The organism is Escherichia sp. TW14182 (genome assembly GCF_000208525.1).
Taxonomy (GTDB): domain Bacteria; phylum Pseudomonadota; class Gammaproteobacteria; order Enterobacterales; family Enterobacteriaceae; genus Escherichia; species Escherichia ruysiae.
The window spans coordinates 1-14,954 of record NZ_AEJZ01000064.1 but is presented as its reverse complement, the minus strand read 5'-3'; the positions used below and the strand labels follow the sequence as shown (position 1 = coordinate 14,954).

14 protein-coding genes are annotated in these 14,954 nt (G+C 51.4%); 9 read left to right on the top strand and 5 right to left on the bottom strand.

Features of this window, described 5'->3' with window-relative positions; genetic code table 11:
• The first annotated feature begins 99 nt into the window (after nt 1-99).
• Nucleotides 100-1,362 carry a diaminopimelate decarboxylase gene (lysA, locus tag EQY_RS0106375; protein WP_001120728.1) on the top strand — a complete coding sequence of 421 codons (1,263 nt, stop codon included), beginning with the start codon at nt 100-102 and terminating at the stop codon, nt 1,360-1,362.
• A gap of 6 nt (nt 1,363-1,368) precedes the next feature.
• On the opposite strand, the gene galR is transcribed toward lysA, so the two are convergent.
• Entirely contained in the window at nt 1,369-2,400 is a 1,032-nt protein-coding gene (gene galR / locus EQY_RS0106370; protein WP_000201036.1) for an HTH-type transcriptional regulator GalR, read from the bottom strand.
• Nucleotides 2,401-2,986: 586 nt separating this feature from the next.
• Here galR and aas point away from each other — a divergent pair.
• Both aas and lplT read left to right on the top strand, forming a co-directional pair.
• Nucleotides 2,987-5,146, top strand: coding sequence for a bifunctional acyl-ACP--phospholipid O-acyltransferase/long-chain-fatty-acid--ACP ligase (aas, locus tag EQY_RS0106365; RefSeq protein ID WP_000899017.1), 2,160 nt, complete (start codon nt 2,987-2,989; stop codon nt 5,144-5,146).
• Entirely contained in the window at nt 5,139-6,332 is a 1,194-nt protein-coding gene (lplT, locus tag EQY_RS0106360) for a lysophospholipid transporter LplT (RefSeq protein ID WP_000004641.1), read from the top strand. Before aas ends, lplT begins: the two co-directional genes overlap by 8 nt.
• A gap of 32 nt (nt 6,333-6,364) precedes the next feature.
• On the opposite strand, the gene EQY_RS0106355 is transcribed toward lplT, so the two are convergent.
• The 4 genes from EQY_RS0106355 to mutH form a co-directional block, all read right to left on the bottom strand.
• Entirely contained in the window at nt 6,365-7,405 is a 1,041-nt protein-coding gene (locus tag EQY_RS0106355; protein ID WP_001199283.1) for an NADP(H)-dependent aldo-keto reductase, read from the bottom strand.
• A gap of 107 nt (nt 7,406-7,512) precedes the next feature.
• Nucleotides 7,513-7,731 (bottom strand): lipoprotein YgdR, encoded by a 219-nt coding sequence (gene ygdR / locus EQY_RS0106350; protein ID WP_000758660.1) that lies wholly within the window; start codon nt 7,729-7,731, stop codon nt 7,513-7,515.
• A gap of 137 nt (nt 7,732-7,868) precedes the next feature.
• Nucleotides 7,869-8,582 (bottom strand): TerC family protein, encoded by a 714-nt coding sequence (locus tag EQY_RS0106345; protein ID WP_000895631.1) that lies wholly within the window; start codon nt 8,580-8,582, stop codon nt 7,869-7,871.
• A gap of 68 nt (nt 8,583-8,650) precedes the next feature.
• Entirely contained in the window at nt 8,651-9,340 is a 690-nt protein-coding gene (mutH, locus tag EQY_RS0106340) for a DNA mismatch repair endonuclease MutH (protein WP_000082203.1), read from the bottom strand.
• Nucleotides 9,341-9,525: 185 nt separating this feature from the next.
• Between mutH and EQY_RS27205 the strand changes: the two genes are divergently transcribed.
• From EQY_RS27205 to EQY_RS0106305, 6 genes are all read left to right on the top strand, one after another.
• Nucleotides 9,526-9,672, top strand: coding sequence for a hypothetical protein (locus tag EQY_RS27205; protein WP_274541214.1), 147 nt, complete (start codon nt 9,526-9,528; stop codon nt 9,670-9,672).
• A gap of 352 nt (nt 9,673-10,024) precedes the next feature.
• Nucleotides 10,025-10,555 (top strand): RNA pyrophosphohydrolase, encoded by a 531-nt coding sequence (gene rppH, locus EQY_RS0106325; protein ID WP_000564488.1) that lies wholly within the window; start codon nt 10,025-10,027, stop codon nt 10,553-10,555.
• A gap of 12 nt (nt 10,556-10,567) precedes the next feature.
• Nucleotides 10,568-12,814 (top strand): phosphoenolpyruvate--protein phosphotransferase, encoded by a 2,247-nt coding sequence (gene ptsP, locus EQY_RS0106320; protein ID WP_000957934.1) that lies wholly within the window; start codon nt 10,568-10,570, stop codon nt 12,812-12,814.
• A gap of 150 nt (nt 12,815-12,964) precedes the next feature.
• Nucleotides 12,965-13,840, top strand: a complete 876-nt coding sequence (gene lgt / locus EQY_RS0106315) for a prolipoprotein diacylglyceryl transferase (RefSeq protein WP_000204652.1) — start codon at nt 12,965-12,967, stop codon at nt 13,838-13,840.
• A gap of 6 nt (nt 13,841-13,846) precedes the next feature.
• Nucleotides 13,847-14,641 (top strand): thymidylate synthase, encoded by a 795-nt coding sequence (gene thyA / locus EQY_RS0106310; protein ID WP_000816232.1) that lies wholly within the window; start codon nt 13,847-13,849, stop codon nt 14,639-14,641.
• A 185-nt stretch (nt 14,642-14,826) separates the two neighbouring features.
• Nucleotides 14,827-14,954 (top strand): prepilin-type N-terminal cleavage/methylation domain-containing protein (locus EQY_RS0106305; protein WP_000857061.1); only part of this gene is annotated, 128 nt, incomplete at its 3' end.

Here is a 14,954-nt window from a genome sequence, read left to right as displayed (position 1 = left end):
AATCCATATCATTTTTGCATAGACCTGGCATAAATCGATATTTTTTATTCTTTTTATGATGTGGCGTAATCATAAAAAAGCACTTAATCGGAGTTTGTTATGCCACATTCACTGTTCAGCACCGATACCGATCTCACCGCCGAAAATCTGCTGCGCTTGCCTGCAGAATTTGGCTGCCCGGTTTGGGTCTACGATGCACAAATCATTCGTCGGCAGATTGCGGCTCTGAAGCAGTTTGATGTGGTGCGCTTCGCACAGAAAGCCTGTTCCAATATTCATATTTTGCGCTTAATGCGAGAGCAGGGCGTGAAAGTAGATTCCGTCTCGTTGGGCGAAATCGAGCGCGCGCTGGCGGCGGGTTACAATCCACAAACGCATCCCGATGACATCGTCTTTACCGCTGATGTTATCGACCAGGCGACGCTCGAGCGTGTCAGTGAATTGCAAATTCCGGTGAATGCGGGTTCTGTCGATATGCTCGACCAACTAGGCCAGGTTTCGCCAGGGCATCGGGTATGGCTGCGCGTTAACCCGGGGTTTGGTCATGGGCATAGCCAAAAAACCAATACCGGCGGCGAAAACAGCAAGCACGGTATCTGGTACACCGATCTTCCCGCCGCACTGGAAGTGATACAGCGGCATCAATTGCAGCTGGTCGGCATCCACATGCACATTGGTTCCGGTGTTGACTATGCACATCTGGAACAGGTGTGTGGTGCGATGGTGCGGCAGGTTATCGACTTTGGTCAGGATTTACAGGCGATTTCTGCTGGCGGTGGGCTTTCTGTGCCTTATCAGCAGGGAGAAGAAGCGGTTGATACCGAACATTATTATGGCCTGTGGAATGCGGCACGTGAGCAGATTGCTCATCATCTGGGTCACCCTGTGAAACTGGAAATTGAACCGGGTCGCTTCCTGGTGGCGCAGTCTGGTGTGTTGATTACCCAGGTGCGAAGCGTCAAACAGATGGGGAGCCGCCACTTTGTGCTGGTTGACGCCGGATTTAACGATCTGATGCGCCCGGCAATGTACGGCAGTTACCATCACATTAGCGCACTGGCGGCTGATGGTCATTCCCTTGAGCACGCGCCAACGGTGGAAACCGTTGTCGCCGGGCCGCTATGTGAATCGGGGGATGTTTTTACCCAGCAGGAGGGGGGGAATGTCGAAACCCGTGCTTTGCCGGAAGTGAAGGCGGGAGATTATCTGGTACTGCATGATACTGGCGCATATGGTGCGTCAATGTCATCAAACTACAATAGTCGCCCACTGCTGCCAGAAGTTCTGTTTGATAATGGTCAGGCGCGGTTGATTCGCCGTCGCCAGACCATTGAAGAATTACTGGCGCTTGAGTTGCTTTAATCGCGGCTAGTTGCTGGAGGCGTTATGACTTGCCTCCAGTGACGGTGTTGAAACTGAATGGCGACGTACCAGCGTTGGACTAAAGACGTTGGTAATTTCAGGAAGCGGGTGATTGTTCGCCAGTGCCAAAGCCAGTTCGGCAGCCTGAGTCGCCATCGTTACAATTGGATAGCGTACTGTCGTCAAACGCGGACGAACATAGCGCGATACCAGCACATCATCAAAGCCAATCAATGAAATCTCACCCGGTACATCAATACCATTATCATTGAGTACACCCATCGCGCCCGCCGCCATTGAGTCGTTATAACAGGCCACGGCAGTGAAATTTCGCCCCCTTCCCAGCAGTTCAGTCATTGCCTGTTCGCCGCCGCTTTCATCCGGTTCGCCAAAAGTTACCAGCCGATCATTGGCCGGAATACCGCTTTCGGCAAGGGCATCGTAATAACCCTGCAGACGATCTTCGGCGTCAGAAATAGAGTGGTTAGAGCAGAGATAACCAATGCGAGTATGGCCTTGTTGAATCAAATGACGCGTCGCCAGCCAGGCGCCATAACGATCGTCCAGTGCGATGCAACGATTCTCAAACCCCGGAAGGATCCGGTTGATCAGCACCATGCCGGGCATTTGTTTCATCAATGCTGTCAAATCGGCATCGGGAATCATTTTGGCATGAACGACCAGTGCGGCGCAGCGATGGCGGATCAACTGCTCAATGGCCTGACGTTCTTTTTGCTCGTTGTGGTAACCATTACCAATCAATAAAAAATTACCCGTGTGATAAGCCACCTGTTCAACCGCTTTCACCATTGCGCCGAAAAAAGGATCGGAGACATCACCAACAATCAACCCAACGGTTTCGGTGGCCTGTTGTGCCAGCGCCCGGGCGTTGGCGTTCGGGTGATAGCTAAGAGACTCCATTGCACTATGTACAGCCAGCCGGGAAGCTTCGCTGGCTTTGGGAGAATTATTAATGACGCGGGAAACTGTGGCGACTGAAACGCCTGCCAGTCGGGCTACATCCTTTATGGTCGCCATGAAAATACCTTTGTGGGTAAACGCTTACATTCTGTCAGTGTTACGGAAAACGTCCGTTGGTTCAAGGGGCGTGGTACTTTCAGCGCGGGGATTGTGAGCGAAACGCAAATAAGTAAGACAAAAAAAGAGATTGCAAACCTTTGGTTACACTTTGCGAAACGCTGTTGCGATTGACCGCTGGTGGCGTTTGGCTTCAGATTGATAAAGTGGTGATCCCAGAGGTATTGATAGGTGAAGTCAACTTCGGGTTGATCACATGAATTACACCAACCTGCGCAGATGCGCAGGTTTTTTTTGTCTGTCATCAATCTGTAACAGTAACCGATAATTTACACACCTGGTTGCATTTCCCTTCACTCCTTTGCGTTTTCTCGCTGGCGAACAGTCTGTGTACAGACCACAATCAAGATCCCAGAGGTATTGATTGGTGAGATTATTCGGTACGCTCTTCGTACCCTGTCTCTTGCACCAGCCTGCGCGGATGCGCAGGTTTTTTTTCGCCCCCATTTTACTGTCGCTCGTGTTCTCCTTCTGGTGTAATCTCGCACCATTCGCTTTTACTGAAGATTGAGCAAAGGGAGTTGGAATGCTTTTTAGCTTTTTTCGTAATTTGTGCCGTGTCCTGTACCGTGTTCGCGTGACAGGCGACACCAAGGCACTGAAGGGCGAGCGTGTTCTTATCACGCCCAATCACGTCTCATTTATTGATGGCATATTGCTGGCGCTATTTTTACCCGTTCGCCCTGTTTTTGCCGTTTACACCTCTATCAGCCAGCAGTGGTATATGCGTTGGCTGAAATCATTTATCGACTTCGTTCCTCTCGACCCGACGCAACCCATGGCAATTAAACATTTGGTACGTCTGGTTGAACAGGGGCGACCGGTGGTTATTTTCCCTGAAGGACGAATTACGACAACCGGCTCGCTGATGAAAATCTACGATGGCGCGGGTTTTGTCGCTGCGAAGTCAGGTGCGACAGTCATTCCAGTGCGTATTGAAGGGGCGGAACTTACGCACTTCAGCCGCCTGAAAGGTCTGGTTAAACGTCGCTTGTTCCCGCAAATTCATCTGCATATTTTGCCACCAACGCAAGTGCAGATGCCGGATGCGCCGCGTGCCCGTGACCGTCGCAAAATCGCTGGCGAAATGCTGCATCAAATTATGATGGAAGCGCGTATGGCTGTGCGCCCGCGTGAAACGCTGTACGAATCCTTTTTGAGTGCAATGTACCGCTTCGGTGCGGGTAAAAAGTGTGTCGAAGATGTCAATTTTACCCCTGATACCTATCGCAAATTACTTACCAAAACGCTGTTTGTTGGTCGCATCCTCGAAAAATACAGTGTTGAAGGAGAGCGCATCGGCTTAATGCTGCCCAATGCGGGCATCAGTGCGGCAGTGATTTTCGGGGCTATCGCTCGTCGTCGTATTCCGGCCATGATGAATTACACCGCCGGGGTAAAAGGGCTGACCAGCGCCATTACGGCGGCTGAAATAAAAACCATCTTCACTTCCCGTCAGTTTCTCGATAAAGGCAAACTCTGGCATCTGCCGGAACAGCTTACTCAGGTGCGTTGGGTTTATCTGGAAGATTTAAAAGCGGACGTCACCACTGCCGACAAAGTGTGGATCTTCGCGCATTTGCTGGTGCCGCGCCTGGCACAGGTAAAACAGCAGCCAGAAGAAGAGGCGCTGATCCTCTTTACCTCCGGTTCTGAAGGCCATCCGAAAGGCGTGGTCCATAGCCATAAAAGTATTCTGGCGAACGTCGAGCAGATTAAAACTATTGCCGACTTCACCACCAATGACCGCTTTATGTCGGCATTGCCACTGTTCCACTCTTTTGGTCTGACTGTTGGCCTGTTTACGCCACTGCTGACGGGGGCGGAAGTGTTCCTTTATCCAAGTCCGCTGCACTACCGCATTGTGCCGGAACTGGTGTACGACCGCAGTTGTACCGTGCTTTTTGGCACCTCGACCTTCCTCGGTCACTACGCGCGCTTTGCCAACCCGTATGACTTCTATCGTCTACGCTATGTGGTGGCAGGTGCGGAGAAATTGCAAGAAAGCACCAAACAGCTTTGGCAGGATAAATTTGGCCTGCGCATTCTTGAAGGTTACGGTGTGACGGAATGTGCGCCGGTGGTGTCCATCAACGTACCGATGGCGGCGAAACCAGGTACGGTAGGGCGTATTTTGCCTGGTATGGATGCTCGACTGCTGGCGGTTCCGGGTATCGAAGACGGTGGTCGCCTGCAACTAAAAGGGCCGAACATTATGAACGGCTACCTGCGCGTGGAGAAACCGGGCGTGCTGGAAGTGCCCACCGCCGAGAATGTTCGCGGCGAGATGGAGCGCGGCTGGTATGACACGGGTGATATCGTGCGTTTCGACGAACAGGGCTTTGTGCAGATTCAGGGGCGCGCGAAACGCTTTGCCAAAATTGCAGGCGAAATGGTGTCGCTGGAAATGGTGGAACAACTGGCCATTGGCGTTTCTCCAGACAAGATGCATGCCACTGCGATTAAGAGCGATGCCAGCAAAGGTGAGGCGCTGGTGCTTTTCACCACGGACAGTGAACTGGCGCGCGATAAACTGCAACAGTATGCCCGCGAGCACGGCGTGCCGGAACTTGCCGTACCGCGCGACATTCGCTATCTGAAACAGATGCCATTACTGGGCAGCGGTAAACCTGACTTTGTCACGTTGAAAAGCTGGGTAGACGAAGCGGAACAACACGATGAGTGAGTCAGTGCACACTAACACTTCGCTGTGGTCGAAGGGGATGAAAGCAGTTATCGTCGCGCAGTTTCTTTCTGCGTTTGGTGATAACGCGCTGCTGTTTGCTACTCTGGCGTTACTGAAAGCGCAGTTCTATCCGGAGTGGAGTCAGCCTGTCCTGCAAATGGTGTTTGTAGGTGCTTACATTCTTTTTGCGCCGTTTGTCGGGCAGGTGGCGGATAGCTTTGCCAAAGGCCGGGTAATGATGTTTGCTAACGGCCTTAAGCTGTTGGGCGCTGCCAGTATCTGCTTTGGCATCAATCCCTTTCTCGGCTATACGCTGGTGGGAATTGGTGCGGCAGCGTATTCACCGGCGAAATACGGGATTCTTGGTGAATTAACCACGGGTAGTAAGTTAGTGAAAGCTAACGGTTTAATGGAAGCCTCCACCATTGCGGCGATTTTGCTCGGTTCCGTAGCCGGTGGTGTACTGGCAGACTGGCATATTCTGGTCGCCCTGGCGGCATGTGCGCTGGCCTACGGCGGGGCGGTCGTCGCCAATATCTATATTCCAAAACTGGCGGCGGCGCGTCCGGGGCAGTCGTGGAATCTCATCAACATGACCCGCAGTTTCCTGAATGCCTGCAACTCGCTATGGCGCAATGGTGAAACGCGTTTTTCGCTGGTAGGCACCAGTTTGTTCTGGGGAGCGGGCGTCACGCTGCGTTTCCTGCTGGTGCTATGGGTGCCGGTGGCGCTGGGCATTACCGATAACGCCACGCCGACCTATCTCAACGCGATGGTGGCGATTGGTATCGTGGTTGGCGCAGGTGCGGCAGCGAAGCTGGTCACGCTGGAAACCGTTTCACGCTGTATGCCTGCCGGGATTTTAATTGGCGTGGTAGTGCTGATTTTCTCCCTGCAACATGAGCTGCTGCCAGCCTATGCCTTGCTGATGCTGATTGGCGTACTTGGCGGCTTTTTTGTCGTTCCGCTCAATGCGTTGTTACAGGAGCGGGGTAAAAAAAGCGTCGGGGCGGGGAATGCGATTGCAGTACAGAACCTGGGCGAAAACAGTGCCATGTTGCTGATGTTGGGGATTTATTCACTGGCGGTCATGGTAGGCATCCCGGTCGTGCCCATTGGCATTGGCTTCGGTACGCTGTTTGCGCTGGCAATAACGGCGCTGTGGGTCTGGCAACGCCGTCATTAATATTTAACGCCGGTTTTAACCGGCGTTAATCCTTAAGGTGCCGGATAAGTATAAACCTGATGCACCGCTTCAATTTCAGCCAATACGTCTTCGCTTAACTCCAGATGCAAACTTTCGACGTTGGTTTTCAACTGTTCCATCGTCGTTGCGCCCAGCAGCGTGCTGGCAACAAACGGTTGGCGGCGTACAAAGGCCAGCGCCATTTGTGCAGGATCCAGACCATGACGTCTGGCAATATCAACATACGCCGCGACGGCTTTTTGCGTTTGCTCACCACTATAACGGGTGAACCGACTAAAGAGCGTATTACGTGCACCAGCCGGTTTTGCACCATTGAGATATTTACCGGTCAGCGTGCCGAAACCCAGGCACGAATAGGCCAGCAACTCGACGCCTTCATACTGGCTGACTTCCGCCAGACCCACTTCAAAGCTGCGGTTTAACAGACTATAGGGATTCTGAATAGTGACGATGCGCGGCAGATCGTGTTTGTCCGCCAGATGTAGATAACGCATTACGCCAAATGCGGTTTCATTCGACACACCGATATAACGAATTTTCCCTGCGCGTTGGTATTCTGCCAGTGCATCCAGCGTATCCAGCAGCGAAACCGCAGGCGCGGAATCCGTCCAACTATAACCGAGTTTGCCGAAGCAGTTGGTCGGGCGCTGCGGCCAGTGTACCTGATAAAGATCGAGGTAATCAGTCTGTAGGCGCTTGAGGCTGTCATGCAGAGCTTCGCGGATATTCTTCCTGTCCAGCGCCTGATCCGGGCGAATTCCCTTGTCATTATTGCGCGACGGTCCGCTCACTTTGGAGGCGATAATTAACTTTTCGCGGTTGCCATGTTTTGCCAGCCAGTTACCGACATAGGTTTCAGTCAATCCCTGCGTTTCGGGGCGCGGCGGTACAGGGTACATCTCGGCAACGTCAATAAGATTAATGCCCTGAGCGACGGCATAGTCGAGTTGTGCGTGGGCGTCGGCTTCGCTGTTCTGTTCACCAAACGTCATCGTGCCAAGCCCCAGCGTGCTGACTTCCAGCGAGCTGTGGGGTATACGGTGATATTGCATAGCCGTTTCCTTTTTATAATCACGACATAAGGAATATAAAAATGGCAGAGGGAAGGGAAAAGGGAAAGCGAAAAATCTTAAGGTCAGCCGGATGCTGACCTTATTTTTTAACGTTCAATAATTTGCGAGACATCATCGCGGTTAATTTGCATCGCGTTACCTTGTTGATCGTGATAACTCACAAGCCCGGTATCATCGTCAATTTCCGGTTTTCCATCAGTCAGGATCATTCGACCATCTTTAGTGGCCATCACATAATCACTACTACAACCGGAAACAGCAAATGCCAGTCCGACTGCGGAAATTAATACTGCCCATTTTTTCATCCGGTTATCCTCATTAAGCCCATCAATGATAATAGTCTGTTTATAATCTGACGTTATACATCTTGAAAGCAGGAAAGTCTTAAACTGTGAGAATAAAGGGAAGACGTTCGCTCTCCCACTGGAGAGCGAACGGAATATCAGAGCGGATTCTTTTTATTGCGAATCAGGTTGAGGCTTTCTACTGCAATGGAGAAGAACATTGCGAAGTAGATGTAACCTTTCGGTACGTGGATATCGAAACTTTCCAGTATCAGGGTAAAGCCCACCAGAATCAGGAAAGAGAGCGCCAGCATTTTTACCGAAGGGTGGCGTTCAACAAAATCACCAATCGAACGCGCGGCGAACATCATCACACCTACTGCAATGACGACGGCCGCCATCATAATAAACAGATGATCCGACAGACCCACGGCGGTAATCACTGAATCGAGGCTGAAAATAATATCCAGCAGCATAATCTGTACGATAGCACCGAGGAATGATGAAACGCGTGTTTTCAGCCCTTCTTCTTCACCTTCGATAGATTCGTGGATCTCCTTACTGGCTTTCCAGATAAGGAACAGACCACCCAGCAGCAGAATCAAATCACGAGCGGAAATTTCCTGACTGAAAATTGTAAAAAGCGGATTCGTCAGGCGCGTAACCCAGGCAATCGACGCCAGCAGCGCCAGACGCATAACCATGGCTCCAGCCAGTCCCAGACGCCGCGCGTGACCACGCTGTGCGGTGGGCAACTTTGCGACCACCAGAGAAAGGAAAATAATATTATCGATCCCAAGAACGATCTCCAGCAGCGTCAGCGTACCGAGCGCAAGCCAGGCGTTAGGATCGGTTATCCATGCAAATAACATCTAAAAAGCCCTGCCAAAAAAATGAAGCGGTAATTATATGCCCGGAATGCAGCAGGTCAAAGCGATGGCTACTGGATCAAAAAATGACGGGCCAGCAGTGCGCTGGTGAACTTCTTCTTCAGATAAAATCCGCGCGGCAATGTCAGAATTCGTTCGCCCCGGGCGCCAATGGCTTCGGTGAGAGCTTTCGCATTCGCCGCTTTCGGTCGTATTTGCAAATATTCCCCGTGACGAGCGGTGATTCGCTCAACCTGACCGAGGACAATCATATCCATCAATTCTTCCCAGTCTTCGCGTAGCTGGCGGTCTTCCTCTTCGTTCGGACTCCACAACAACGGTGCTCCTACGCGACGCTGCGCCAGCGGGATGCTGCGCTCGCCTTCAACCGGTATCCATAACACCCGTTTAAGTTTGTGGCGGACGTGACTGGTTTCCCAGGTCACACCGCTATTGCCGGTTAATGGTGCAACACAAACGAATGTCGTTTCCAGCGGACGACCAAGACTATCCACAGGGATAGTTTTGAGTTCCACGCCTAATGCGGCAAAATCTTGTTCAGGTTTACTCCCTGCGCTGGCGCCAAGCCAGATCTCCAGTAACACACCGATCCAACCTTTATCGCGTTTTAAATTCTCCGGCGCAACCAACCCGGCAAGTGCTGCCAGTTCACCCAGGGTGTAGCCAGAAAGTTGCTGTGCTTGTGCTAATAACTGCGCTTCAGTTTCGGGAGGAGAGGACAATGGGCGAGGTTGAGACATGGCATTACACCTTGGTTAAAAAATAAGCAGCTATTTTGTACCGAATATTCAGAGTGTAACTTTTTCCACAAGCGTTATTCAATTCTATGATTTATCTTGTTTTTTAATCCACAGGTGACGGTGTTGCGCAACGTCCTGGTGGGTTTTCCAATTCTGGTCACTGAAAATAAACAGGATCTTACACCATGTTATCCACAGAAAGCTGGGATAACTGTGAAAAACCCTCACTACTGTTTCCATTTACAGCCTTGACGTGCGACGAAACTCTAATTTTTAGTGGTGCGGTGCTTAACTTAGTGGCACATTCTGTGGATAAATACGACGTTGGTTGATCTTTCGCCAACGCGTAAATGAGTGGTGTGACATGTGTCACGAATTTCTCTGTTTTATCAATATTTATGTGTTTAATATATTGATTAATAACGAATATTTTAAAGTGTATTTTAGCGACTGATTCAGAATGCTCTGGGTTTTCCCGTGGTAATTCCGTAGTTCTTCACAACTCTATCCACAGAAAAGGTGAATAAAAACGGCTATCCACCCCGTCCTCTGTTTATAACTCTGCACTTAACTGTGAGTTATTCAATTGTTATTAGTGTGTAATGCCCTGCAGAGAGTGGTTTACCGTCTTCCTGGAGTATGAAACAATCATTCGTATATAAAGCTTTATTTTGAGGTAGTCCGGTGATTGATGACGATGGCTACCGCCCAAACGTAGGTATCGTGATTTGTAATCGTCAGGGGCAAGTGATGTGGGCCCGGCGATTTGGTCAGCACTCCTGGCAATTTCCGCAAGGCGGAATTAATCCCGGAGAATCCGCAGAACAGGCGATGTACCGTGAATTGTTTGAAGAAGTAGGATTAAGCCGTAAAGACGTTCGAATCCTTGCTTCAACGCGTAACTGGTTGCGCTACAAATTACCGAAACGTTTGGTGCGTTGGGACACGAAGCCGGTTTGTATCGGCCAAAAACAAAAATGGTTTCTCTTGCAGCTGGTGAGCGGCGATGCGGAAATCAATATGCAAACCAGCAGTACACCAGAGTTTGACGGCTGGCGATGGGTAAGTTACTGGTATCCGGTCAGACAGGTGGTGTCATTTAAACGTGATGTCTACCGTAGGGTAATGAAAGAGTTCGCAAGTGTTGTGATGGCGCTGCAAGAAAATACGCCTAAACCACAAAACGTATCTGCTTATCGACGTAAAAGAGGTTAAGTCACGCCCATTATGCTCACTCGCCTGCGCGAAATAGTCGAAAAGGTAGCCAGCGCACCACGCCTGAATGAGGCGTTAAATATTCTGGTTACCGACATCTGTCTTGCGATGGATACCGAGGTCTGTTCGGTCTACCTGGCCGATCACGACCGACGTTGTTACTACCTGATGGCGACCCGAGGATTAAAAAAGCCACGTGGTCGCACCGTAACGCTCGCGTTTGATGAAGGGATCGTCGGCCTGGTTGGCAGGCTGGCGGAACCGATAAACCTTGCGGATGCGCAAAAACACCCCAGCTTCAAATATATCCCCTCCGTAAAAGAAGAACGTTTCCGCGCGTTTTTAGGCGTGCCAATTATTCAACGTCGCCAGTTACTTGGTGTACTGGTGGTACAGCAACGAGAGTTGCGGCAGTACAACGAAAGTGAAGAATCTTTCCTGGTGACGCTTGCCACCCAGATGGCAGCTATTCTTTCTCAGTCGCAGTTGACTGCCTTGTTTGGGCAATATCGCCAGACGCGAATCCGCGCATTACCGGCAGCGCCCGGCGTGGCGATTGCTGAAGGCTGGCAGGATGCCACGTTACCCTTAATGGAACAGGTATATCAGGCATCAACGCTGGATCCGGCTCTGGAACGCGAGCGACTGACCGGGGCGCTGGAAGAAGCGGCTAACGAGTTTCGTCGCTACAGCAAACGCTTTGCTGCCGGTGCACAAAAAGAAACAGCGGCTATTTTCGATCTTTACTCACACCTGCTTTCTGACACGCGTCTGCGTCGCGAATTATTTGACGAGGTGGATAAAGGCTCAGTTGCAGAGTGGGCGGTGAAAACGGTCATTGAAAAATTCGCCGAACAGTTTGCTGCGCTAAGTGATAGCTATCTCAAAGAGCGAGCCGGTGATTTACGTGCGCTGGGCCAGCGATTGTTGTTTCACCTTGATGATGCCAACCAGGGGGCGAACGCCTGGCCGGAACGTTTCATTCTGGTGGCAGATGAACTGTCAGCGACAACCCTTGCAGAGCTGCCTCAGGATCGCTTAGTCGGCGTTGTCGTGCGCGATGGCGCAGCCAACTCCCATGCTGCGATTATGGTACGTGCGCTGGGGATCCCTACCGTGATGGGCGCGGACATTCAGCCTTCGGTGCTGCATCGTCGCACACTGATCGTTGATGGTTATCGCGGTGAATTGCTGGTCGACCCGGAGCCGGTACTGCTGCAAGAATATCAGCGGCTGATTAGCGAAGAGATTGAGCTTAGCCGTCTGGCAGAAGATGACGTCAATTTACCTGCGCAGTTAAAAAGCGGCGAGCGCATAAAAGTTATGCTCAATGCGGGATTAAGCCCGGAACATGAAGAAAAACTGGGCAGTCGCATTGATGGTATCGGTCTTTATCGCACCGAAATCCCTTTCATGCTGCAAAGTGGTTTCCCGTCGGAAGAAGAACAGGTGGCGCAGTATCAGGGGATGCTGCAAATGTTCAATGATAAACCTGTCACCCTGCGTACGCTGGATGTCGGTGCTGACAAACAATTGCCCTACATGCCGATCAGCGAAGAGAATCCATGCCTGGGGTGGCGTGGGATTCGCATTACGCTCGATCAGCCGGAGATCTTTTTGATCCAGGTGCGGGCGATGTTGCGCGCCAATGCTGCAACGGGCAACCTGCACATTCTGTTGCCAATGGTCACAAGCCTGGATGAAGTTGACGAAGCACGCCGCCTGATTGAACGTGCCGGACGTGAAGTCGAGGAGATGATCGGTTACGCAATTCCCAAACCACGCATCGGTATCATGCTGGAAGTACCTTCAATGGTATTTATGCTGCCGCATCTGGCAAACCGGGTCGATTTTATCTCTGTTGGCACCAACGACCTGACTCAATACATCCTGGCCGTTGATCGCAACAACACCAGAGTAGCGAACATTTATGACAGTCTTCATCCTGGAATGTTACGTGCTCTGGCGATGATCGCCCGTGAGGCGGAAACGCAGGGAATCGATCTGCGTTTATGCGGTGAAATGGCGGGCGATCCCATGTGCGTGGCAATCCTCATTGGGCTGGGGTATCGCCATCTGTCTATGAACGGACGTTCTGTCGCGCGCGTAAAATACCTGCTGCGGCGCATTGATTTTGCCGAAGCAGAAAATCTTGCGCAGCGCAGTCTGGAAGCGCAACTGGCGACCGAAGTTCGTCATCAGGTAGCGGCATTTATGGAGCGTCGCGGTATGGGCGGGCTGATTCGCGGGGGGTTATAGCGCGGATCATATACATATCTTTTAACGGTATCCGGCAACCAGCCAGGTTCCCTTGTGCTATTATTCGCACCTTTGGAGCGCCTGAAACCTGCGGCGCGCATTTCAATCGCTGTTCTCTTTCAGCGAAATAACAAGAACTTGTGGTGACAGATGACCAGTAGCTATCTGCATTTTCCGGAATTTGATCCGGTCATTTTCTCAATAGGACCCGTGGCGCTTCACTGGTACGGCCTGATGTATCTGGTGGGTTTCATTTTTGCAATGTGGCTGGCTGGGCGTCGGGCTAGCCGTCCAGGCAGCGGCTGGACCAAAAATGAAGTTGAAAACTTACTCTATGCGGGCTTCCTCGGCGTCTTCCTTGGCGGACGTATTGGTTATGTTCTGTTCTACAACTTCCCGCAGTTTATGGCCGATCCGCTGTATCTGTTCCGTGTCTGGGACGGCGGCATGTCCTTCCACGGCGGTCTGATTGGCGTCATTGTGGTGATGATTATCTTCGCCCGCCGCACCAAACGTTCCTTCTTCCAGGTCTCTGATTTTATCGCACCGCTCATTCCATTTGGCCTTGGAGCCGGGCGTCTGGGCAACTTTATTAACGGTGAATTGTGGGGGCGCGTTGACCCGAACTTCCCGTTTGCCATGCTGTTCCCTGGCTCCCGTACCGAAGACATTCTGTTGCTGCAAAACAACCCACAGTGGCAATCCATTTTCGACACCTACGGCGTACTACCGCGCCACCCGTCGCAACTTTACGAGATGCTACTGGAAGGTGTGGTGCTGTTTATTATCCTCAACCTGTATATCCGTAGACCGCGCCCGATGGGGGCTGTCTCAGGCTTGTTCCTGATTGGCTATGGCGCGTTTCGCATCATTGTTGAGTTTTTCCGCCAGCCCGATGCGCAGTTCACCGGTGCATGGGTGCAGTACATCAGCATGGGGCAAATTCTTTCCATCCCGATGATTGTCGCGGGTGTTTTCATGATGGTCTGGGCATATCGTCGCAGCCCACAGCAAAACGTTTCCTGAGGAACCATGAAACAGTATTTAGAACTGATGCAAAAAGTGCTCGACGAAGGCACACAGAAAAACGACCGTACCGGAACCGGAACGCTTTCCATTTTTGGTCATCAGATGCGTTTTAACTTGCAGGATGGATTCCCGTTAGTGACAACCAAACGTTGCCACCTGCGTTCCATTATCCATGAACTGCTGTGGTTCCTGCAGGGCGACACTAACATTGCTTACCTGCACGAAAACAATGTCACCATTTGGGACGAGTGGGCCGATGAAAACGGCGATCTCGGTCCGGTTTATGGTAAACAGTGGCGCGCCTGGCCAACGCCAGATGGTCGTCATATTGACCAGATCACTACGGTACTGAACCAGCTGAAAAACGATCCGGATTCCCGCCGTATTATTGTTTCGGCGTGGAACGTAGGCGAACTGGATAAAATGGCGCTGGCGCCGTGCCATGCGTTCTTCCAGTTCTATGTGGCAGACGGCAAACTCTCTTGCCAGCTTTATCAGCGTTCCTGTGACGTCTTCCTCGGCCTGCCGTTTAACATTGCCAGCTACGCGTTACTGGTGCATATGATGGCGCAGCAGTGCGATCTGGAAGTGGGTGATTTTGTCTGGACCGGTGGCGATACGCACCTGTACAGCAATCATATGGATCAAACCCATTTGCAATTAAGTCGTGAACCGCGTCCGCTGCCGAAGCTGATTATCAAACGTAAACCTGAATCCATCTTCGACTACCGTTTCGAAGACTTTGAGATTGAAGGCTACGATCCGCATCCGGGCATTAAAGCGCCGGTTGCTATCTAAATTACGCAACATCCTGCCAGAGCCGACGCCAGTGTGCGTCGGTTTTTTTTATCCTTCGCTAAATTCTTCGAGACGCCTTCCCGAAATTTTGCAACGCCCTGCAACAGCGTAAATAGTCCGGAAGACGCGCCGAAGAATGAGAAACTGACCCTCGTCTTTTTTTCTCCTCGTCGCATACTGCCGGCATGAAAACACAACGTGGTTATACGCTGATTGAAACGCTGGTTGCGATGCTGATTTTGGTCATGCTAAGCGTAAGTGGACTTTATGGCTGGCAATACTGGCAGCAGTCGCAACGGCTATGGCAAACCGC